17 protein-coding genes are annotated in these 21,203 nt (G+C 71.8%); 9 read left to right on the top strand and 8 right to left on the bottom strand.

The window, feature by feature from the left end:
* Positions 1-16: 16 nt before the first annotated feature.
* A complete protein-coding gene (locus J3486_RS37910) occupies positions 17-400 on the bottom strand; it encodes a DoxX family protein (protein ID WP_207828426.1) in 384 nt (127 codons plus the stop codon).
* Positions 401-556: 156 nt separating this feature from the next.
* On the opposite strand from J3486_RS37910, the gene J3486_RS37905 reads away from it, so the two are divergent.
* The gene (locus J3486_RS37905; RefSeq protein ID WP_207828425.1) at positions 557-1,483 is read left to right on the top strand and encodes an RNA polymerase sigma-70 factor; all 927 of its coding nucleotides are present in this window, start codon (positions 557-559) and stop codon (positions 1,481-1,483) included.
* Between the two features lie 476 nt (positions 1,484-1,959).
* On the opposite strand, the gene J3486_RS37900 is transcribed toward J3486_RS37905, so the two are convergent.
* A complete protein-coding gene (locus J3486_RS37900) occupies positions 1,960-2,976 on the bottom strand; it encodes an acetylxylan esterase (protein ID WP_207828424.1) in 1,017 nt (338 codons plus the stop codon).
* A gap of 228 nt (positions 2,977-3,204) precedes the next feature.
* Here J3486_RS37900 and J3486_RS37895 point away from each other — a divergent pair, with 228 nt between their 5' ends.
* From J3486_RS37895 to J3486_RS37865, 7 genes are all read left to right on the top strand, one after another.
* Positions 3,205-4,452: a sugar ABC transporter substrate-binding protein gene (locus J3486_RS37895; RefSeq protein ID WP_207828423.1), complete on the top strand. Its 1,248-nt coding sequence runs from the start codon at positions 3,205-3,207 to the stop codon at positions 4,450-4,452.
* Between the two features lie 86 nt (positions 4,453-4,538).
* Positions 4,539-5,462: a carbohydrate ABC transporter permease gene (locus J3486_RS37890; RefSeq protein ID WP_207828422.1), complete on the top strand. Its 924-nt coding sequence runs from the start codon at positions 4,539-4,541 to the stop codon at positions 5,460-5,462.
* Positions 5,459-6,331 (top strand): carbohydrate ABC transporter permease, encoded by an 873-nt coding sequence (locus J3486_RS37885; protein ID WP_207828421.1) that lies wholly within the window; start codon positions 5,459-5,461, stop codon positions 6,329-6,331. The genes J3486_RS37890 and J3486_RS37885 overlap by 4 nt, the downstream gene beginning before the upstream one ends.
* A 60-nt stretch (positions 6,332-6,391) precedes the next feature.
* A complete protein-coding gene (locus tag J3486_RS37880; RefSeq protein WP_207828420.1) occupies positions 6,392-7,603 on the top strand; it encodes a glycoside hydrolase family 1 protein in 1,212 nt (403 codons plus the stop codon).
* A 314-nt stretch (positions 7,604-7,917) separates the two neighbouring features.
* Complete coding sequence (locus tag J3486_RS37875) at positions 7,918-9,315, top strand: glucoamylase family protein (RefSeq protein ID WP_207828419.1); 1,398 nt, start codon at positions 7,918-7,920, stop codon at positions 9,313-9,315.
* A gap of 94 nt (positions 9,316-9,409) precedes the next feature.
* Positions 9,410-11,482 carry a TPM domain-containing protein gene (locus J3486_RS37870; RefSeq protein ID WP_307805110.1) on the top strand — a complete coding sequence of 691 codons (2,073 nt, stop codon included), beginning with the start codon at positions 9,410-9,412 and terminating at the stop codon, positions 11,480-11,482.
* 46 nt (positions 11,483-11,528) lie between these two features.
* Positions 11,529-12,242 carry a PspA/IM30 family protein gene (locus J3486_RS37865; protein ID WP_207828418.1) on the top strand — a complete coding sequence of 238 codons (714 nt, stop codon included), beginning with the start codon at positions 11,529-11,531 and terminating at the stop codon, positions 12,240-12,242.
* Between the two features lie 15 nt (positions 12,243-12,257).
* Here the strand turns inward: J3486_RS37865 and J3486_RS37860 are convergent, their stop codons facing one another.
* The 6 genes from J3486_RS37860 to J3486_RS37835 form a co-directional block, all read right to left on the bottom strand.
* Positions 12,258-14,879, bottom strand: coding sequence for a SpoIIE family protein phosphatase (locus J3486_RS37860; protein WP_374194822.1), 2,622 nt, complete (start codon positions 14,877-14,879; stop codon positions 12,258-12,260).
* Between the two features lie 259 nt (positions 14,880-15,138).
* Positions 15,139-15,555: an ATP-binding protein gene (locus tag J3486_RS37855; RefSeq protein WP_207828416.1), complete on the bottom strand. Its 417-nt coding sequence runs from the start codon at positions 15,553-15,555 to the stop codon at positions 15,139-15,141.
* A gap of 246 nt (positions 15,556-15,801) precedes the next feature.
* Positions 15,802-16,221, bottom strand: a complete 420-nt coding sequence (locus J3486_RS37850) for a (deoxy)nucleoside triphosphate pyrophosphohydrolase (protein WP_207828415.1) — start codon at positions 16,219-16,221, stop codon at positions 15,802-15,804.
* A 21-nt stretch (positions 16,222-16,242) separates the two neighbouring features.
* Positions 16,243-16,446: an SPOR domain-containing protein gene (locus J3486_RS37845; RefSeq protein ID WP_207828541.1), complete on the bottom strand. Its 204-nt coding sequence runs from the start codon at positions 16,444-16,446 to the stop codon at positions 16,243-16,245.
* A gap of 220 nt (positions 16,447-16,666) precedes the next feature.
* Positions 16,667-18,385 (bottom strand): cytosine permease, encoded by a 1,719-nt coding sequence (locus J3486_RS37840; RefSeq protein ID WP_207828414.1) that lies wholly within the window; start codon positions 18,383-18,385, stop codon positions 16,667-16,669.
* Between the two features lie 202 nt (positions 18,386-18,587).
* On the bottom strand, positions 18,588-19,340 hold the full coding sequence (locus tag J3486_RS37835; RefSeq protein ID WP_207828413.1) for a GntR family transcriptional regulator: 753 nt from the start codon (positions 19,338-19,340) through the stop codon (positions 18,588-18,590).
* A 246-nt stretch (positions 19,341-19,586) separates the two neighbouring features.
* Between J3486_RS37835 and J3486_RS37830 the strand changes: the two genes are divergently transcribed.
* Positions 19,587-20,708: a threonine synthase gene (locus J3486_RS37830; RefSeq protein WP_207828412.1), complete on the top strand. Its 1,122-nt coding sequence runs from the start codon at positions 19,587-19,589 to the stop codon at positions 20,706-20,708.
* Positions 20,709-21,203: the final 495 nt, after the last annotated feature.

The following is a 21,203-nucleotide window of genomic DNA, read 5'->3' as shown; positions in this document are numbered from 1 at the left end:
TGGGGGATCCGGGCGATCAGCCGGTGAAGGACTCCGGGCCGAAGCGTCCCCAGGCGAGCAGGGCGGCCAGGACGAGGTACGTCACGTCGCCGGCGATCGTGAACCGCTCGCCGCGGCGCAGCCGCATGGTGATCGCGCAGCCGAACAGCGCGACGAGTCCGGCGGCGGCCCATGCGGCCAGCGCCGGCGCGACGCCCACGGCCGCGGGCAGGATCAGGCCGACGGCGGCCAGCAGTTCGACGGCGCCGATGGCCTTGAGGGTGCCGGGCCGGAACTCCAGGACCCACTGCGCGGAGGCCCCCACCTCGGCCAGCTTCTCCTGCGGCACGACCATCTTGGCGCTGCCCACCAGACAGACGGCGGCCAGCACAACGGCGGTGATCCACAACGCGACGTTCATGGTCAACTCCCTGGTCGAGGCTTCCGCCCCCGAGACGAGACGGCGCCGCGGCCTGTGACATCCCCGGGGCCGACTGCGCGGAGACGTGGGTCACACGGTGCGGGAGATGCCATGATCAAGAGCGCCGGACGGCGAGGGGGACAAGGGGGAGTCGGCATGGGCAAGAGCGAGGACTTCGAGGAGCTGCGACCGCTGCTGTTCTCGATCGCGTACCGGATCCTGGGCAGCGTGAGCGAGGCGGAGGACGCGGTGCAGGAGAGCTGGCTCCGCTACGACGCCTCGCCGACCCGGCCGGACTCGGTCAAGTCGTTCCTGTCGACGACCGTCACCCGTATCTCCATCGACGTCCTGCGCTCCGCCCGGGTGCGGCGCGAGCAGTACGCCGGGACGTGGCTGCCCGAGCCGCTGCTCGACGACCCGTACGGGGACCCGGCCCGAGCGGCGGAGCTGTCCGACTCGGTGTCGATGGCGGCGCTGCTGCTCCTGGAGCGCCTCAGCCCGCTGGAGCGGTCGGTGTTCGTGCTGCGGGACGTCTTCGCCTTCGGCTTCGACGAGATCGCGGAGGCGGTCGGACGCTCGCAGGCGGCGTGCCGGCAGCTGCTGGTGCGGGCGCGCCGGCACATGCACGACGGGCGTCCTCGCTTCGAGGCGGACCGTGCGGAGCGCGACGAGCTGGCCCGCCGGTTCTTCGACGCGCTGTCGCAGGGCGACGTGGGCGGGCTGCAGAATCTGCTCGCCGCCGATGTGCAGCTCGTCGGGGACGGCGGCGGGAAGGCTCCGCAGCTCGCCCGGATCGTGGCCGGGGCCGCGAACGTGGCCCGGCTGCTCGCCGCCGTCCACCCGCTGAAGGCACGGGTCGGCGTCACGTGCGAGCCCCGTGAGGTCAACGGGCAGCCGGGCGCGCTGTTCCGGGACCGCGACGGGAGGGTTCTTCAGGTCCTGGCCCTCGGCGTCGACGCCGACGGCCGGATCGCCGCCATCCACTCCGTGCTCAACCCGGACAAGCTCGGCCACCTCGGCCCGGTGGCCGACGCCTGGTCCCTCGACACCCAACTCCGCGCACTGCGCGCCCACTCCCGGTAACAGTGCCCCGCCCGGGGCACGGACTGCACCAATGTGCGCCGCGACCCACCAGCGACCGCGCCCCGCCGCCACGCCCCAGGCTGCGCCCGCACCCCGCTCGGGGCACGGGGCTGTACCGATGTGCGGCGAGACCCACCTGCGACCGCGCCCCGCCGCCACGCCCCAGGCTGCGCTAGCGCCCCGCCAGGGCGCGGGGAACTGCGCGACCAGCCCCCACCGGGCCCGCACCCGGCAACAGAGCACCGGGACCGAGCTGGAGGCCGCCGAGGAGCGCTCACCCCGCGCCGGGGGCCGCCTTGCCCACCCTGCCGCCCATGGCGGCAGATTGCCCAAGGCGGCGGTAGCCGGCCGGGGCGGGAAAGCCCCTGACGGCAGACTGCCCAAGCCCCGGGCAGCCGCCCAAGGCAGCCGGGGCGAGCAGCGACGACCCAAGGCGAGGGCGCAGAACACCCCGGCACACTCAACCTCCCGCTACCTCACTTGAGCACCCGCCCGAAGAACTCCCCCTTGGCCGAAGCGAGTTCACCCCGCATCGCCTCCAACCCGGCAAACTCGAAGTGCCCGGCCTCCAGCACCATCAACTCCGCATCCCCACCGAGCGAGTTGAACACGGCGAACTGCCCCGGCGGCGGCACCGAAGGATCGAAGAGGGCGGCAGCGACCAGCACCGGCACCCCGATCCGCTCGGCCGCCGTAGCCGCGTCGAAGTACCGCAGCACATCGACCACTTCGGGATGCGTCTCCCGGTACCGCCGGACGGACGCCCCGCTCCCGATGCAGTCCAGGGTGAGCCGCAACGGATGGTTCCCGAACGTCGGCACCGTCAGCTCACCCGCCGCGAACCGGTCGTCCCACGGCAGCGCCAGCGCCCCAAGACCGCCCCCGAAGCTCTCCCCGAGGTACCCGAGCCCCTGCCCGCCGGCGACCGACTCCCCCAGCTCGGGGACCAGTTCGAGCAGCGCGCTCGCCGCGCACCACAGATCGGCGACGCACTCCCCGATCACATACGTCTCGCGCGCGGCGATCCCGTGCAGCACATGCTCGGCGGAGACCGACGGCACCCCGTCGACCAGCCCCCGCTCCACCATCCCCCGCACGCACGGCAGGATCGCCGCCGACCGGGGCAACGGCAGCGGCACGTCCGGGCCCGCCGCGTCGCGGCCGCCGTAACCGTGCCCGATGACGAAACCGTGCTCGACCGCCCCGGCCCCCGCCTCTGCCCCTGCCCCCTCCGCGGGCAGCACCAGCCACCCTCCGAGGCGTACGCCGCCCACGGACGCGTACGTCACCTCGAAGATCCGCACCCCGTCCCGTTCCTCGACGAGCCGCCCGATCTCGGGCCGGGTCTCGACCGCCCGCGCCCGCTCGTACCTCCCGCGCCAGAACGCGTCGAAGTCGTCCGGGGCGTCCCCCGGACCGGGGACGGCGAGCAGGTCGTCGAGGGTGTAGCCGTACGTCGGATCGAACGGGAAATCGTGTGCGAAGGCTGTCATGGCCGCGACCCTAGGTCAGAGATCACAGCCGGTACAGGCCAATTCTTCCGAGGTGGCCGGGCTGGAAACGGAATGTCTCTTTTACTCTCGCCATACGTGCGTCGCCTCTCCCGTTACGGGAGTGTGACCAAGACCCCTCTTGCCACATCCGAGGCACCTGCCACAGAGTGATGTATGCGCTTACAGACAGCGCATACATTCCACGGTCCGCTCAAGGAGGAGCCGTCCATGAACCGCCGCGCCACCACCGCCGCGATCGCCGTAAGCCTGGCGTCCGCACTGACCCTGACCGCCTGCGGCGGCTCCGGCGGCGACTCGGTCGCGGCCGACGCGAAGCAGACGCTGACCGTCTGGGCCATGGGCACCGAGGGCGAGAAGCTCGCCGACGTCGCCAAGGTCTACGAGAAGGCCAACCCGAACATCACCGTGAAGGTGACCCCGATCGGCTGGGACGTCGCCCACCAGAAGCTCGTCGCCGCCGCGGCCGCCAACAAGCTGCCCGACGTGATGCAGATGGGCGGCAGCTACATCACCGAGTTCGCCGACATGGGCGCCCTGGAGCCGGTCGACACCAAGACCTTCCAGGAGAAGGACTACTTCCCGGCGGGCTGGAAGCAGGGCCAGTACGACGGCAAGACGTACGGCGTGCCGTGGTACGTCGACACCCGCGTGCTCTTCTACCGCACCGACCTCGCCAAGAAGGCCGGTATCGACAAGGCCCCGGCCACCATGGCCGAGATGCAGCAGGCCGCGGAGAAGTACCAGAAGAACGCCGGCACCAAGTGGGGCTTCTACTCCCAGCCCGGCGGCCTCGACACCGTGCAGAGCTTCTACCAGTTCCTGTACTCGGCCGGCGGCCAGATCGTCACCGAGGACGGCAAGACCGTCGCGAACAGCCCGGCCGCGGTCAGGGCGCTGGAGAACTACGCCGGCTACTTCAAGAAGGGCCTGAGCGTGAAGTCCTCGCGCCCCGGCTACGACGTGACCAAGGACTTCAACAACGGCTCCGTGCCGATGTTCTTCGGCGGCCCCTGGCTGATGGGCCTCATCGACGACAACTACCCGGACCTGAAGGGCAAGTGGGCCGTCACGAACGTGCCCACCGACAAGACCTCCGGCTCCATGGCGGGCGGCTCCGCCCTGACGATCTCCGCGGACAGCGAGCACAAGGAAGCCGCCAAGAAGTTCGTCACGTCGCTCACCGACGCCAAGGGCCAGGCCGACTGGTACCAGCGCACCAAGGACCTCCCGGCGAACGTGAACGCCTGGAAGTCGGGCGAGCTGGCCACCGACCCGAACATGAAGGTCTGGAAGACCCAGATGGAGTCGGCGCAGGTGTCCCCGGCCCAGCCCAAGTGGACCGAGATCACCTCGAAGATCGACACCGCGATCGAGAAGGTCGTGCAGGGCAAGGCCTCCGCGAAGAGCGCCCTCGACGAGGCCGCGCAGCAGATCGAGGGCCTGGTGCAGAAGTAACCGCCCCTCAGTAGCAATCCCCCACACCACCGGCGTGCGGAGCACCGCGCACGTACCCCGCACGCCGGCAGTCCGAAGGGCGGACCATGTCCACCACGACATCCACCCCCGCGCCGCGCAAGAAGCGCTCGATGGGGAAGCAGAACCTGGCCGGCTGGCTGTTCTCCACCCCGTTCCTGGCGTTGTTCGGCGTCTTCATGCTCTTCCCGATCGTCGCGACGCTCGTCATGAGCTTCACCGACTTCGGACAGCGCAACGTCCGCAAGCCGCTGGAGGCGAACTTCGTCGGCCTGGAGAACTACACCAAGCTCTTCAGCGACGACCAGTTCCTCAAGGCGCTGTTCAACACCGCGTACTTCGTCGTCGTCGGCGTGCCGCTGACGATCGTCCTCGGGCTGCTCACCGCCGTCCTGCTCAACAACGGCATCGACCGCGCCCGTACGTTCTTCCGCGTCGGCTTCTACGCCCCCGTGGTCACGACGATCGTGGCCGTGGCGATCGTGTGGCGGTTCGTGCTCGACCCCTCGGACGGTCTGATCGCCGGGCTCGGAGACGAACTCGGCTTCACCGCACCGGACTTCCTCGGCTCCGAGACCTGGGCCATGCCGTCCCTCATCCTGATGGCGGTGTGGCGCAACATGGGCACCGTGATGGTCCTGATGATCGCCGGTCTGCAGGCCATCCCGACCGAGGTCCGCGAGGCGGCCCGGCTCGACGGGGCGAACGCCTGGCAGGAGCTGCGCCGGATCACGGTCCCGCTGCTGCGCCCGACGCTCCTGTACGCCACGGTGATCACCACCATCGGCTACCTCAACGTCTTCGAGGAGCCCTTCGTGATGACCCAGGGCGGTCCCTCCGACGCCACGCTGACCGTGTCGCTGGACATGTACAAGCAGGGCTTCAGCTTCTTCAACATGGGCTACGCGAGCGCCATGGCGTACGTCCTGTTCGTCGTGATCATGGGCATCACGGTGCTGCAGCTGCGACTGATGAAGGACAACACGAAATGAGCGCCGCACCCACCACCGTCCCGGCCCCGCCCCGGCGCCGCGAGGGCCGCTTCAGCAAGCCCGTCCTGTACGTGGTCGCCTCCCTCGGTCTGCTGGTCATGGCCGCGCCCTTCCTGTGGATGGCGCTGAGCGCCTTCAAGACGAAGAAGGACCTGACCGCCAGCCCGCCGGTCTGGATCCCGTCGGAGTGGACGCTGAAGAACTTCAGCGATCTGCTCGACCAGCTCGACATGCCGCGCTACTTCATGAACTCGGTGATCGTCGCGGTCCTCGTGACCGTCAGCAATCTCCTGTTCTGCTCGATGCTCGGCTACGCCCTGGCCAAGCTGAACTTCTCCGGCCGCTCGAAGGTCTTCGGGATCGTCCTGGCCGCCCTGATGGTCCCGGCGAACCTGATGGTGCTGCCGCTGTTCGTCCTCATCAACCAGCTGAACCTGCTCGACACCTACGCGGGTCTGGTGCTGCCCTTCGCGGCCGGCGCGTTCGGCGTCTTCCTGATGCGGCAGTTCATGCAGTCGATCCCGGACGAGCTGCTCGAAGCGGCCCGGATGGACGGCGCCGGCGAGTGGTACATCTTCTGGCGGATCGTCCTTCCGCTGGTCAAGCCCGCTCTCGCGACGCTGACGATCTTCACGTTCCTCGGGTCGTGGAACAACTTCATCTGGCCGCTGATCGCGACCAACGACCCCGACAAGTACACGCTCCCGGTGGCCCTCGCGACCTTCGCCAACGACCCCAACCGCACGGTCGGCGGCGCCAACGGAATGCTGATGGCGGGCTCGCTGCTCGTCGTCCTGCCCGTCCTGGTCGTCTTCGCGGTCCTGCAGCGCCACTTCACCCAGGGCATCGCCACCGCCGGAATGAAGTAGCCCGCACCGCGCCCCTCACGGCCCCTCCCCCACGCACGTAGAAAGACAGGCATCACCACCATGACGCTCACCCCTGCCCGCACGGCCGCCACGCCCTTCCCCGACGGCTTCCTGTGGGGCGCCTCGACCGCCGCCCACCAGATCGAGGGCAACAACGTCAACAGCGACTGGTGGCGCAAGGAGCACGACCCGGCCGCGAAGATCCAGGAGCCCAGCCTGGACGCCTGCGACAGCTACCACCGCTGGGAGCAGGACATGGACCTGCTCGCCGAACTCGGCTTCACCGACTACCGGTTCAGCGTCGAGTGGGCCCGCATCGAGCCCGCCCGCGGCTACTTCTCGCGCGCCGAGATCGCCCACTACCGCCGCATGGTGGAGGGCGCCATCGCCCGCGGCCTGCGGCCGAACGTCACACTGCACCACTTCACGATCCCGCAGTGGTTCGAGGACCTGGGCGGCTTCACCGCCGAGGGTGCCGTCGAGCTGTTCGCGCGGTACGTCGAGGAGTGCGCGCCGATCATCGCCGAGGGCGTGCGGCACGTCTGCACCATCAACGAGCCGAACATGATCGCCGTGATGGCCGGTCTCGCCAAGCGCGGCGACCAGGGCTTCCCGCCCGCCGGGCTGCCCTTCCCCGACGAGGAGACGACGCACGCGGTCATCGCCGCGCACCACGCCGCGGTGCGGGCCGTGCGCTCGATCAACCCGGACATCCAGGTCGGCTGGACGATCGCCAACCAGGTCTACCAGGCCGAGCCGGGCGCCGAGGACGTCACGGCCGCCTACCGCCACCCGCGCGAGGACATCTTCATCGAGGCGGCGCGCGGCGACGACTGGATCGGCGTGCAGTCCTACACGCGCACCAAGATCGGCGCGGACGGGCCGATCCCGGCCCCGGCGGACGCCGAGCGCACCCTGACGCAGTGGGAGTACTACCCCGCCGCCGTCGGCCACGCGATCCGGCACACCGCCGAGCTGGTCGGCCCCGGCCTGCCGATCGTCGTCACCGAGAACGGCATCGCCACCGGTGACGAGCAGCGCCGCCTCGACTACTACGCGGGCGCCCTCGACGCCGTCGCCGCCTGCATCGAGGACGGCATCGACGTCCGCGGCTACCTCGCCTGGAGCGCCCTCGACAACTACGAGTGGGGCACCTACAAGGCGACGTTCGGGCTGATCGGCTGGGACCGCGAGACCTTCGCGCGCACCCCCAAGCCGGCCGCGCACTGGCTCGGCGGCCTGGGCCACGAGCGCGTGCTGCCGCGCGTCTGACGCCCCTCTGACCGGTGGGCGGCGGCTCGACCCGTACGTCGCCGCCGCCCACCCCCCGACCCGTCGCACAGCGGCACACCCCCTGGGCCACTCGTGTGACGTGCGGGACCGCGGACCTGACCCCGCCGTCCCGGTCCCGGGGATCTGCGCACCCTGACCCCGCAGATCCGCCACAGGGGCGGGCCGGCGCCTCCGACAGGCGCCGACCCGCTCCTTCCCACCCCCACGAGCACCACGAACTTCCTTTCCACACCCGCCCGTTCGGACGTTCCGCTGCTGCCGGACGCTCCGGACCCTCCGCGAGAAGGACCTTCATGGATCGCCGTACGTTCCTCATGGCCGCCGGCGCCGGCGGCGCCGCCCTCACGCTGGGCGCCGCGCCGTCCGCGACCGCCGCCGACACCGCCCTGCTGCGCACCTGGTTCCGTGCGACGTACCGCTCGATCGAGGCGATGACCACCGGCTTCGGCCTGACCGCCGACAAGATCGACGTCAGCGGTTCCGGCACGCCGGTGCCGTCGGTGCAGACCTCGCCGACCAACATCGGCTGCGGTCTGTGGGCGACGGCCGCCGCGGGCGGGCTCGGGGTGATCACCCGGGGCGAGATGGAGCGGCGGCTGACGCGGACGGTCGCGGCCGTGGAGCGGCTTGAGCGGGCGCACGGATTCTGGTTCAACTGGTACGACGCGCACGACGGTGCGGTCCTGACGACGTGGCCCGCGACCGGGGACCCGGTCCGGCCGTTCCTGTCGTCGGTCGACAACGCCTGGCTGGTGACCGGTCTGCGGATCGCCGCCGACGCGGCCCCCGCACTGCGGCCGCGCGTCGCGGAGCTGCTGGCCGACGCCGACTGGTCGTACTACTACACGCCGTACGACCCGGCCGACCCGGTGGCGGGCCCCGGCCAGCTGCGCGGCGGCTTCTGGCCCGACAAGCCGGGCAAGGGCGAGCCGACGGGGCACCACTACGGCGCCCTCAACACCGAACCCCGGATGGCGAGTTACCTGGGTATCGCCGACGGAAGCCTCCCGGCGGACCACTACTGGCACCTGCTGCGCACGCTGCTGCCCGGCAGCGGCCAGGAGCAGGAGCCGGCGGGCTCGTACGTGGCCATGGACGGCATCCGCGTCTGGCAGGGCCACTACACCTACCGCGGGCGGGATTACGTGCCCACGTGGGGCGGCTCGATGTTCGAGGCGCTGATGGTGCCGCTGTTCGTGCCGGAGCCGGAGTGGTCGCCGCGTTCGTGGGGCCTGACGCACAGCCGTTATGTGCGCGGGCAGATCGAGCACGGCCTGGACGAGAAGGAGTACGGCTACTGGGGCTTCTCCCCGGCGAACATCCCCGAGGGCGGCTACCGCGAGTACGGCGTCGACGCGCTCGGCATGCAGGAGGACGGCTACCACTCGCTCGGTGTCGTCACCCCGCACGCCTCCTTCCTCGCGCTGCCGTACGCCCGCCGGGAGGCGCTGACGAATCTGCGGGCGCTGGCCGCGGACTTCGGCGCGTACGACGAGACGTACGGCTTCCGTGACTCGGTGAACGTGACGACCGGGCGGGTCAGCGACTTCGTGCTCGCGCTCGACCAGGGCATGATCGCCGCCGCGCTGGCCCAGCAGCTGCGGCCCGGGCTGCTGCAGCGGCCCTTCCGCACGGGCGGCTTCGCCGCGCGCGTGCGGCCGCTCCTGGAGAAGGAGCGGTTCTCTCTCTGAGCCGACGGCTCGGACACCGACCGGTGCCGCGACCGCGGGTGCTGTGGGGGCGCCCCGGTCGCGGCACCTCTTTTACGGACATACCCTCCCAGATGTGACGCCCGCCGGTACCCCGCCGCCCATAGCCGTGCGGTCGGCCGCAGCCGCGCTGCTCGCGCTGGTCTGGCTGCTGCTGCCCGCCGCCCCCGCCCGCGCCGACGACCCGGTCACCCTCTCCCGCACCGGCCAGATCACCGACAAGGTGGACGCCCTCGGGGACCGCGAGGACGTCACCGCCGAGGCCCTGAGCGACCTCGACGACACGCGCGGCATCCAGCTCTTCGTGACGTACGTGCGGGACTTCTCCGGCCGCTCCGCCCAGGACTGGGCCGACGCCACGGCCGACAGGAACGGCCTGGGCCTGAACGACGTACTCCTCGCCGTCGCCACGCACGACCGGCAGTACGCCTTCTCGGTCGACCAGGACTCCCGGCTCACCGACGCCCAGATCCAGGACATCGCGGCCACCGCGGTGGAACCGGCGCTGCGCAAGAACGACTGGCCCGGGGCCGCGATCGGCGCCGCCGACGGCATCTCGGCGGCCGTCGCGGGCCGCCCCGTGCCCACGCCCACGATCACTCCGGGCGCCGCCGACCCGGGCGCGAGCGACAGCGGCGGCGCCGGTGACCTGGTGCTGCCCGTCATCGCGGTCGGCGGTGCGGGCGCCCTGGCCGCGTACGCGTACACCCGCCGCAAGCGGCGCGGGGGCGGCGCCGCGTCCGGCGGCGGCGCGCAGGGCTGGGGCAAGCCGCCCGCGACCCCGCTGCCCGAGCTCGACCGACAGGCCAGGGTGCTGCTCGTCGAGACGGACGACGCGGTGCGCACCAGCACCGAGGAGCTGGGCTTCGCCACCGCCCAGTTCGGGGAGGAGGCGGTCAAGCCGTTCTCGGAGGCGCTCGCGTACGCGCAGACGGAGCTGACGGCCGCGTTCGAGCTGCGCCAGCGGCTCGACGACGCCTTCCCCGAGGACGATCCGACCAGGCGGCGGATGCTCGACGAGATCGTCAGCCGCTGCACCGGGGCGCAGCACCGCCTCGACCAGGAGTCCGAGGGCTTCGACCGGCTGCGGTCCCTGGAGCGGCAGGCGCCCGAGGCGCTGGCGGGCGCCGAGCGGGCCTTCCGGGAGCTGGCGGCACGGACCAGCGGCGCCCAGGAGACGCTGACCTCGCTCGGCGCCCGGTACGCGCCGTCGGCGGTGCAGTCCGTCGCGGGCCACGTCGAGCAGGCCAAGGACCGGCTCGTGTTCGCCACGACCCACCTCAACCAGGCCCGCCAGTACGTCGACGCCGGTGACAACGGCAAGGCGGCCGTCCATCTGCGGGCCGCCGAGGGCGCCGTCGACCAGGCCGGCACGTTCGTCACCGCCGTCGAACGCCTTGCGGGCGAACTGGCCGCGGCGCAGGGCGAGCTGCCCACCGCGATCACCGAGTCCGAGACGGATCTCGCGGACGCGCGGGGCCTGCTCGAAGGCACATCGGAGGGCGTCTCGACGGCTGATCTGCGCGGACGGCTGGCGCGCACCGAGGCGGTCCTGAACGACGTACGCAAGGAGATGGCCGCGGGCCCGTACGACCCGATCGACGCGCTGCGCCGGGTCGAGGAGGCCGACACCGCGCTCGACCAGGCGCTCGCGACGGCCAGGGAACGCGAGGAGGGCACCGCGCGGGCCCGCTCGCTGCTCGGGCAGGCGCTGCTCGCGGCGCGCTCCGGCACCGGCGCGGCCGCCGACTACATCACGACGCACCGGGGCGCCGTCGGCAGCGAGGCCCGCACCCGGCTCGCGGAGGCCCAGCGGCATCTGGCGAACGCGGAGGGCGGCGCGGAATCCGACGCGGCGGCCGCGCTGACCGAGGCGCAGCAGGCCGACGCGCTGGCCCGGCAGGCGCAGTCGCTCGCCGAGCGGGACGTGCGCTCGTACGGCAATCCGTACGGGGGCGGCGGCGGGCGCGGCGGCAGCGGCATGGGCGGCGCGGTGCTCGGCGGGATCATCCTCGGCGAGGTGTTGCGCGGGGCCGGTCGCGGCATGGGCGGCGGGGGCCGGGGCGGTGGCGGTTTCGGCGGGGGCGGGCCAGGCAGCTTCGGCGGAGGGGGGACGCGCGGCCGCAGAGGCGGCGGCGGACGGTTCTGATCCCCCGCTCTTTCGTCGACTCCCTTACGTACACGAGGACTTGACCATGACGAAGCAGACCATCTTCAGCCGTGTCGCGACCCTGGCGAAGGCGAACATCAACGCGCTGCTCGACAGCGCCGAGGATCCGCAGAAGATGCTCGACCAGCTGATCCGCGACTACACGAACAACATCCGGGAGGCCGAGGAGGCCGTGGCCACCACCATCGGCAATCTGCGGATGCTGGAGCAGGACCACAAGGAGGACGTGGACGCGGCCGCCGAGTGGGGCACGAAGGCGCTCGCGGCCAGCAAGAAGGCCGACGAGCTGCGGGCGGGCGGGTCGGCGGCGGAAGCGGACACGTTCGACCAGCTGGCCAAGGTCGCCCTCGGACGGCAGCTGCGGTCCGAGAAGGAGGCCAAGGACGCCGAGCCGACGATCGCCGCGCAGAGCGAGGTGGTCGACAAGCTGAAGTCAGGGCTCGACCAGATGAAGGCGAAACTGGCCGATCTCCAGGCCAAGCGGGACCAGTTGGTGGCGCGCGCGAAGACGGCGCAGGCGCAGAACCAGATGCTGGACGCCGCGAAGAACATCAATGTGCTCGACCCGACCAGCGAGCTGAGCCGCTTCGAGGAGAAGGTGCGGCGCGAGGAGGCCAAGGCGCTCGGCAAGCAGGAGCTCGCCGACTCCTCGCTCGACGCCCAGTTCGAGCAGCTGGACTCGCTCGGCGACGCGGCCGAGATCGAGGCCCGGCTCGCCGCGCTGAAGGGCGGCTCGTGAGCGGTCCGGCCGGCCTCAGAACAGGCTGAGCAGCGCCTCCGTCGGGTCCACGAGGCCCGACTCGCCGTCCGGCAGCGGGAGTTCGAACCAGACGGTCTTGCCGCGCGGGGTGCGCCGCGAGCCCCAGGCCGCGCTCAGCAGCCCGACGAGCTGGAGGCCGCGGCCGCCCTCGTCGGTGTCCCGGGCGCGGCGTCTGCGGGGCTGCACCAGGCCCGCGTCCCACACCTCGCACACCAGCGTGCGGTCGAGCAGCAGGCGCAGCCGGATGTCGCCCTCGCCGTAGCGCAGCGCGTTGGTGACCAGCTCGCTGACGAGCAGCTCCGTGGTGTCGACGAGGACTTCGAGGTCCCAGCCGATCAGCTGGGCGCGGGCCAGCTCCCGGGCCCGGCCCACCGACTTCGGCTCGCGCGGCAGCGACCAGTCGCCGACGTTCTGCGCCGGGAGACCCTGGACGCGGGCCATCAGCAGGGCGATGTCGTCCTCGCCGTGGTGCGTGTCGAGGGTGTTGAGGACGTGGTCGCAGACGTCCTCCAGGGCGGGTGAGGCGTCGTCGAGGGCGGCGCGGAAAGCGGACAGGCCCTCGTCGAGCGGATGGTCGCGGGACTCGACCAGACCGTCCGTGTAGAGGGCGAGCAGGGCGCCCTCCGGCAGTTCGACCTCCACCTCCTCGAACGGCTCGCCGCCGACGCCGAGCGGCATGCCCGGCGGCACGTCGAGCATCAGCGCGCCCTCGCCGGGCTCGACGAGGACGGGCGGCAGATGGCCCGCGTTGGCGAACGTGCAGCGCCGGGTGACGGCGTCGTAGACCGCGTAGATACAGGTGGCGAGGTAGACCTCGGCGAGGTCCTCGCCGCCGGTGGAGTGCGTGTGGCGGGCGGCGCGGGTGGCCTGCTGGACGCCGCCGGGGGCGCCGAGCCCGCGGGCGATCTCGTCCAGCGCGCTGAGCACCTCCGCCGGTTCGAGGTCGAGCAGCGCCAAGGTGCGTACCGCGGTGCGCAGTTCACCCATGGCGACGGCGGCGCGCAGGCCGCGGCCCATCACGTCGCCGACGACCAGCGCCGTGCGGTGCCCCGGCAGTTCGATGACGTCGAACCAGTCTCCGCCGACCTCGGTCGCCGCGTTGCCCGGCAGGTAGCGGCAGGCGATGTCGAGGCCCGAGGCCTCCGGGTTGTCCGGCGGGAGCAGGGAGCGCTGAAGGATCAGCGCCCGCTCGTGCTCGCGGCGGTACAGGCGGGCGTTGTCGATGCAGACCGCGGCGCGCGCGGCCAGCTCCATGGCGAGGGACCGGTCCCGGTCGTTGAACGGCTCGCTGCCCTTGGTCCGGGAGAACTGCACGAGTCCCACGACGGTGTCGTGCGCGACCATCGGTACGGCGAGCGTGGACTGGACGAGGCCGCCCGGTTCGGCCGGCACCGTCTGCGACCGTGCGGTGCGCAGGGCGTCCGCGCACGCGGAGTTGAAGGGGAAGCGGTGCACCGCCCCCACGTTCACCGGCTCCGCGCCGCCGAGGTCGAGGAAGGGCACGTCCGCGACGGCGCTCGCGGCGGCGACCCGGCGCAGCTCGGCGCTGCCGTCGGCCAGGCTGTGCCTGCTGAGCGCCGTCTCGTCGCCCGCGAGCAGCCCCTGGTACAGGTCGACGGAGGCCAGGTCGCAGAAGCCGGGCACGACCACGTCGAGGAGTTCGCGGGCCGTCGTCTCCAGGTCGAGGGAGTTGCCGATGCGGGCGCCCGCCTCGTTCAGGAGCGCCAGATTACGGCGGGCGTGCGCGGCCTCGCGGGCGGCGGCGTGCCGGCGGGTGACGTCGGTGGCGAGCCCGGCGATGCCGATGGGCCGGCCCGAACCGCTGTGCACCCGGTAGAGGTTGATGGACCAGTGGCGGCGCTCGGCCGAGTCGGGGGCGGGGCCGACGAGCTGCATGTCGGTGACGGCGTCCCCGGACTCCAGGACCCGGCGCAGCGCGCCCTGCACCCGGTCGGCCTCGTGGCGCGGCAGATAGTCGTGGACGGTGCGGCCGCGGTGGTCGCCGCCGAAGACCGAGGTGAACGTGCGATTGGCCCGCTGGACCTTGAGTTCCGTGTCGAACAGCAGGAAACCGAAAGGAGATTGGCCGAAAATCGCCTGCGAGGCGGCGAGGTCCGTCTCGATGCGCCGCAGCGTCTGGACGTCCACGACGATGCAGACCGCGGCACGCTCACCGGTCTCGGTGGTCGACGGCATCACATAGACCTCGGCCGTGCCGTCCTGCGCCCCGCCCTCACCGGGCGCGGTGCGGAACGGGACGGACCCGGTCCACTCCCGCCCGTCCAGGATCTCCGCCATCTTGCGCCGCCCGCGGCTCTGCAGCTCGGGCGGGACGAACGCCTCGACGGGGTCCTTGCCGACGGCCTCCTCCGCGGAGATGCCGAAGATCTGCGCGGCGCGCAGGCTCCACTGGTCGATCAGTCCGTCGGGGCCGAGGGAGAAGGAGGCGACCTTGATGTAGTCGTAGATCGAGCCGGGCGGACTCGTCTGCCAGAGGTCGGCACTCGGCCCGATCTCGCCTTGCGCCGCCGTCCGCGGCCCGTGGCCCGCGTCCGACGTCGACGCCGCGTCCGGGCCGCCCTCGGGCGCCCCGGCCTTCGCTGGTATCTCGCTCACGCGAACCGTCCCCTCCAGCTCACCGCGTCCGGCACCGGTCACCGGGGCGGCTGCCCGCAGTATCCAGCACTACGGAGCCGCACGACACGGTGTTCACGATCACACCACGGTCCCGACCCTTTTTGGCCCGTCGGGACCGACTGTTTCCGTACCCAGAGTGCGGGTGCGCCCACACACCGCTCTGCCCGGTCGAGTTCCACATTCCCGTCCCTTAACCAGGTGCCACTCACTTAACCGGGGCGCGGTCGCCCGCGCGCGTTCAGCCGGGAAGTGCGAGCTCGAACCAGACGGTCTTGCCGCCGCCCGGCGCACTCCCGGGCTTCGTGCCCCAGCGCCGCGAGGCGCCCGCGACCAGCTGCAGCCCACGGCCGCCCTCGTCGTCGGGGGCGGCCGAGCGGGCCAGGGGCGGGTCGGGGAGCGGGTCGGAGACCTCCACCAGGAGGGCCTCGCGCGGGGCCGGCACCCGGACCAGCCGGACCCCGATGGGCCCGGACGCGTACCGCAGGGAGTTGGTGACCAGTTCGCTGACCAGCAGCACGGTGACGTCGCCGAGCTCTTCGAGCTGCCAGGCGGCCAGCTGGGCGCGGACGGCGGCGCGGGCCCTGCGCACGGCCATGGGGTCGGCGGGGAAGGCCCACTCGGCGCGATCGCCTTCGGTGTGGAGCACGCCGATCACTTCCCTGGCCCGCGGAGAGGTATGCCCGTTTTCGTGGGGTTAATCGGCATATACCCGGGCATGGCACCGCACTATCGCGAGCGCGGGTGTGTGGTGGCACGGACGGCGTAGAGGGAGCGCCACCGGTGCGCGGGAATCGGCGCGCTCCGGGGTCGCGCGCCGGATGCTCCGGAGCGTGCGCGCCAGGCGTCGCGGGGCCGGGGCACCTCCCGGCGGCAGCCGGAGGAGGGACTTTCGATCCACGCCCTAGGTTTGGTCCGCCGCGACTTCCTTCACCGCGGGCACGTCCTGGTCGAGCCAGTCCACCGACCACAGCTCGTCCGGGGCCAGCCAGCGCAGTTCGTCGTGGTCCTCCAGGGGGCGCGGGTCTCCGGAGCGCAGCGCGCAGCGCCAGACGCGCAGGACGTAGCCCGGCTTCAGGGGCCATTCGCCGGGCACCCGCGCGAGCGGTTCGGCGGTGACGCCGAGCTCCTCGCGCAGTTCGCGGACGAGGGCGTGCTCCGGGGTCTCGCCCGGCTCGACCTTGCCGCCGGGCAGTTCCCAGCGACCGGCGAGCTGCGGGGGCGCGCTGCGGCGCGCGGCGAGGAGACGGCCGTCGGCGCCGTACAGGGCTGCGGCGACGACCACGACGACCGGGTCGCTCTGATCTCTCCGAGGGTCTGTCATGGGGCGGAGCCTACGGCTCCGTCAGCGCACCGTGCCGTTCCTCGTGGAGCCGGTGTTCTCCCCCAGGCGCTCGACCCAGTAGAGCTGCTTGTGGCCGTGGGTGTCGAGGCTGTCCGCGATGCGCTGGGCCTCCGCCCTGGTCGCGTACCGGCCCACGCGATAGCGGTTGCCGTTGTCGTCCTGACGTATGACGAGCCACGGAAGCGTCGTCGTGCCGTCGTTCATCGTGCCCCGCCCGTCCCTGATCGGCCCGACTCCGGCTCGCATCGCGTCCCGCCCCCTAAGCGTCCCGAGGAAACCGCAATCCGCATATGCCCGAGCCTACGCCTGACCTTCACGGAGCGGATACGTGTTGGCACAAAGAGATACGCAACCAGCCACTCGACGGACATGCCGAGGGGGCGCATTCGCATAAATGCGCCCCCTGTTTCCCAGCGGTACCGGGTCAGCTCGCCCGCAGCGTCGGTATCGGCATCAGGACGGGCTCTCCGGTGGGCTTCTTGGTGCAGACGTCACCGCACTCCGCGTCCAGCGAGCAGCACAGCGAGCAGATCGGCCCGGACTGGACCGGGCAGTCGGCGACGTCCGGGAGCTCGTACGCCGTCTCGCAGACGGTGCAGGTGTGGGTGGCGGTGATGTCGACGCCCTCGGCGAACTCGACGTCGGGTCCGTTCACCGGGTTCGGCCGGGCCAGGTAGTACTTGCCCTTCGTGGCCCAGGCGATGAGCGGGCACAGGATCAGCGCGAGGCCGGCGGCGATGAAGGTGGAGAAGGCCTCCGCGTACTCCCCGAAGAGCCCGAAGAACGCCATGATCGAGACGACGGAGGCGACCACCATCGAGCCGAAGCCCGCCGGGTTCACCGCGTACAGGTAGGCCCGCTTGAACTCGATGTACTTGGGGCTCCAGCCCACCCGTTTGTTGATGACGAGGTCGGCGGCGACGGCCGCGATCCAGGCGATGCCCACGTTCGAGTAGAAGCCGAGCAGCTTGTTCAGCGCGGCGAACATGTTCATCTCCATCAGCGTCAGCGCGATGGCGAGGTTGAGGAAGATGTACCAGACGCGGCCCGGGTGCTTGTGGGTCACACGGGAGAAGAAGTTCGACCAGCTCAGCGAGCCGCTGTAGGCGTTGGTGACGTTGATCTTGATCTGCGAGACGACGACGAAGAGCGCGGCGGCCGGCAGCGCGACCGAGCCGAGCCACGGCTTGAGCGCCTCGACCTGCGGGGCGATGGGCTCGAGCGCGTGTGTCTTGCCGACCGCTTCCAGGGCGACGAAGGCGAGCAGCGCGCCGCCGAGCTGCTTGGCGGCGCCGATGATCACCCAGCCGGGACCGGCCGCGAGAACGGCCAGATTCCACCGCTTGCGGTTCTCCTCGGTCTTGGCCGGCATGAAGCGCAGGTAGTCGGCCTGCTCCCCGATCTGGGCGATGAGGGAGAGCGCGACGCCCGTACCGAGTCCGAAGCCGAGCCAGGAGAAGCCGCTGCCCGCGCCCTCGGTGCCGCCGAAGTGGGTGAAGTCGCCGAAGGAACCGGGCGAGTGGAAGGCGAGGATCACGAAGGGCAGCACGAGACCGATCAGCCAGATCGGCTGCGTCCACGCCTGCACCTTGGCGAGCGCGCCCATCCCCCGGAAGACGATGGGGATCACGATGAGCGTGGTCAGCAAGTACCCGACGGGCAGCGGCAGTCCGGCCACCTCGTGCATGGCCTGCGCCATGATCGAGCCTTCGAGGGCGAAGAAGATGAAGGTGAACGAGGCGTAGATCAGCGACGTGAGCGTCGAGCCGAAGTAGCCGAAGCCGGCGCCGCGCGTGATCAGATCCATGTCCAGGCCGTACTTGGCACAGGCCCGGGCGATCGGGATGCCGGTCAGGAAGATGATCGTGGCCGCGCACAGGATCGAGGCGAGCCCGCTGGTGAATCCGTAGGTGAAGACGATGGACGCGCCGATCGCGAAGTCGGCGAGATAGGCGATGCCCCCGAGCGCGGTGGAGGCGACCATCGTGGGCGACCAGCGCCGGTAGGAGTGCGGGGCGTAGCGCAGCGAGAAGTCCTCGCGGGACTCGTCGGCCGCCAGCTTGGCGTAACTGCGCTTGGGGGCCTGCCCGTTGGGCGGTTCCGGCACCGCCGGATCGGCGGTGGTCAGGGCGGTCTCGGTCATCGTCGGCTTCCCGTTCGTCCGTCAGGCAGTCAGCGGTATACCGGTACTGCCGGTACGGAACAGGAAGGTAGGAGCCGTGCATGACAATCTGTCGCAGCGCGGGATTGCCTGACGGTTACGGGAGCCCCGCGCGGGTTAACTCGGCATCACGCGGGCCGGACGAACCGCTCCGCGTATCGGTCACCCGCCGGGCGTCCGGCGCTCACTTGACCGGCAGGTGGTATGCGATCCGGTACCGGTCCGCGGGGACCACGATGTCGGCCGTCTCGATCGGCCGGCCCGAGGCGAAGAAGGTGCGGTGGATGACGATGACGACGTGTCCGGGCACGCCGCCGAGCGCGCTCAACTCCTCGGCGAGGCCGGGGCGGGCGGCGACCTCCTCCGTCACGTTGTCCACGATCACGTCGATCGCCGCCATGCGCTCGACGACGCCGCAGCCGCCGAGCGGGCCCTCCTCGGGGAGCATCACGGGGGTGCGTCCGGTGACGGCGAGCGGCTCCCAGGAGGTGGCGAGCATCATCGTCTCGCCCGCGTCCCGGTACACGTACTTGGTGCGCATCACGCGGTCGCCCGCGCGGATCGCGAGCCGCTCGGCGATGCCGGTGTCCGCCTCGGCCTGCTCGCTGCGCGACTCCCAGGTGCCGCGCGCCGCGGGGTCGGCCTGCTCCTGCCGGAACGGGGTGGAGCCGCCGCCCGTCCGGTACGCGGAGCGGGCGACGCGGCGCGGCACCGGCCGCTCGCGCACATAGGTGCCCGAGCCGGAGCGGCCCTCGACCAGCCCCTCCGCCATCAGCACCTTGCGGGCCTCCAGGGCGACCGTGTCCGAAACCCCGTACTCCTCGCGGATCTTGGCCTGTGAGGGGAGCCGGGTGTGCGGCGGAAGCGAGCCATTGACGATCTTCTGGCGGAGATCACCCGCGACGCGCAGATACGCCGGCTGCTCACCGAATGACACTGGCTGTTCCCCTCGTTCCCCGTGAAGTCGCCACGTGAAGCCTCATCGCATTGACAGACAGCAACAGCGTGGCAACCGTCGGTTGAGGCGTGCAAGCAAAGGCCAAGGAATCACTCGAAGTGATGACTTACAGGGCCGCAGGGCTTTACGCAGGGACTTTCTCCAGGTAGTGAGCCATTCACACATCGGCACCCGAATCGGCCGTGCGTACGGTTCGGGGCCGGGCCGCGTGCCTACGCTCTCCCCATGACCACGCTGCTGCCCGACTGTTACTGCCCCCTGGACGGCTCCCGCGTCCCCGCCGGGTCCCTGAGCTGGTGCTGCCCGGCCTGCGGCGGCCCGCTCGACCTCGACTACTCTCCCACCCCGGCCTCCCTCAAGTCGCTTTCAGGGCGCGCGAGTTCGATGTGGCGGTACGCGGAGTGCCTGCCGCTCCCCGTCCCGGAGTGCACGCTCGGTGAGGGCCGCACCCCGCTCGTCCCGCTGACCGGCGGCGTCTCGGCGAAGCTGGACTTCCTGATGCCGACGCTCTCCTTCAAGGACCGCGGCGCCGTCATGCTGGCCGCGCTCGCCTCGCGGCTGGGCCCCGACCGCGTGATCGCGGACAGCAGCGGCAACGCGGGCACGGCGGTCGCCGCGTACTGCGCCCGCGCGGGGCTCCCGTGCACGGTCTACGTCCCCGAGGGCACGTCCCCGAAGAAGCTGGAGCAGATCACCGCGCACGGCGCGCGCCTCGAAGTGGTCGACGGCGACCGGGAGGCGACGGCGCGGGCGGCGCGGGCCGTCGCCGACGAGGACGGCGTCTTCTACGCCAGCCACGTCCACAACCCGTACTTCCTGCACGGCACCAAGACGTACGTCCACGAGCTCTGGGAGGACCTCGGCGGCCGGCTCCCCGAGGTGCTCGTCGTGCCCGTCGGCAACGGCACGCTGCTGCTCGGCGCCGCGCTCGCCGTCGCGGAGTTGCACACCGCCGGCCTCATCGATCGGCGGCCCGCGCTGCACGCGGTGCAGTCCGCGGCGGTGGCCCCGCTGGCGCGGGCCTGGCAGGCCGGGGCGGACGATCTGGTCGGCGTGACGCCCATGGCCCCCACCTTCGCCGAGGGCATCGCGATCCCGAACCCGCCGCGGGCCCGGCAGATCCTGCGGGCGGTGCGGGCCTCGGGCGGCGCGTTCCACACGGTCACGGAGGACCAGATCCGGCACGCCCAACTCGATCTGGCCTCGCGGGGTCTGTACGTCGAGTCGACGGGGGTGGCCTGCTGGGCGGCGACCCGCGAGGACGGCCCGCTGGGCGCCGTCCTGAACGGCCGGAGCGCGGTGGTCCCCCTGTGCGGAGCGGGCCTGAAAACGGGCCTGGCCACATAACCCGCGAGCCTCCGCCGCCTTGGGCAGTCCGCCGCGAGCCTCCGCCGCCTTGGGCAGTCCGCCGCGAGCCCCGCCGCCTTGGGCAGTCCGCCGCGAGCCCCCACCGCCTTGGGCAGTCCGCCGCGAGCCCCCACCGCCTTGGGCAGTCCGCCGCGAGCCCCCACCGCCTTGGGCAATCCGCCGCGAGCCCCACCGCCTTGGGCAATCCGCCGCGAGCCCCCACCGCCTTGGGCAATCTGCCGCCATGGGCGGCAGGGTGGGCAAGGCGGCCCCCGGCGCGGGGCAAGCGCTCCCAGCGGCGCCCACCCAGGCGCGGGCCCGGCGGGCGTATCGCGGGGTCCGGACCGGGTACACACCGGCGCGTATGCCGCGCCCCACGGCCGGCACCCCGCACCCTCGAACCCGTGACCACCCCACACCGCACGCCCCGCACAGCCCTCATCGGCACCGCCCTCACCCTCGCCCTCACCACGACCGCCTTCAAGCCCGCCCTCC

The organism is Streptomyces sp. VRA16 Mangrove soil (assembly GCF_017377775.1).
Classification (GTDB): Bacteria; Actinomycetota; Actinomycetes; order Streptomycetales; family Streptomycetaceae; genus Streptomyces.
Note: the sequence above shows the minus strand (reverse complement) of the source record. Positions and strands in the feature narration are given on the sequence as shown.

Coding starts and splice junctions, on each gene's coding strand:
- J3486_RS37895 (WP_207828423.1), top strand. CDS start 3,205: ATGAACCGCCGCGCCACCACCGCCGCGATCGCCGTAAGCCTGGCGTCC.
- J3486_RS37880 (WP_207828420.1), top strand. CDS start 6,392: ATGACGCTCACCCCTGCCCGCACGGCCGCCACGCCCTTCCCCGACGGC.
- J3486_RS37850 (WP_207828415.1), bottom strand. CDS start 16,221: ATGACAGACCCTCGGAGAGATCAGAGCGACCCGGTCGTCGTGGTCGTC.
- J3486_RS37840 (WP_207828414.1), bottom strand. CDS start 18,385: ATGACCGAGACCGCCCTGACCACCGCCGATCCGGCGGTGCCGGAACCG.
- J3486_RS37900 (WP_207828424.1), bottom strand. CDS start 2,976: ATGACAGCCTTCGCACACGATTTCCCGTTCGATCCGACGTACGGCTAC.
- J3486_RS37875 (WP_207828419.1), top strand. CDS start 7,918: ATGGATCGCCGTACGTTCCTCATGGCCGCCGGCGCCGGCGGCGCCGCC.
- J3486_RS37830 (WP_207828412.1), top strand. CDS start 19,587: ATGACCACGCTGCTGCCCGACTGTTACTGCCCCCTGGACGGCTCCCGC.
- J3486_RS37885 (WP_207828421.1), top strand. CDS start 5,459: ATGAGCGCCGCACCCACCACCGTCCCGGCCCCGCCCCGGCGCCGCGAG.
- J3486_RS37910 (WP_207828426.1), bottom strand. CDS start 400: ATGAACGTCGCGTTGTGGATCACCGCCGTTGTGCTGGCCGCCGTCTGT.
- J3486_RS37890 (WP_207828422.1), top strand. CDS start 4,539: ATGTCCACCACGACATCCACCCCCGCGCCGCGCAAGAAGCGCTCGATG.
- J3486_RS37845 (WP_207828541.1), bottom strand. CDS start 16,446: ATGAACGACGGCACGACGACGCTTCCGTGGCTCGTCATACGTCAGGAC.
- J3486_RS37905 (WP_207828425.1), top strand. CDS start 557: ATGGGCAAGAGCGAGGACTTCGAGGAGCTGCGACCGCTGCTGTTCTCG.
- J3486_RS37865 (WP_207828418.1), top strand. CDS start 11,529: ATGACGAAGCAGACCATCTTCAGCCGTGTCGCGACCCTGGCGAAGGCG.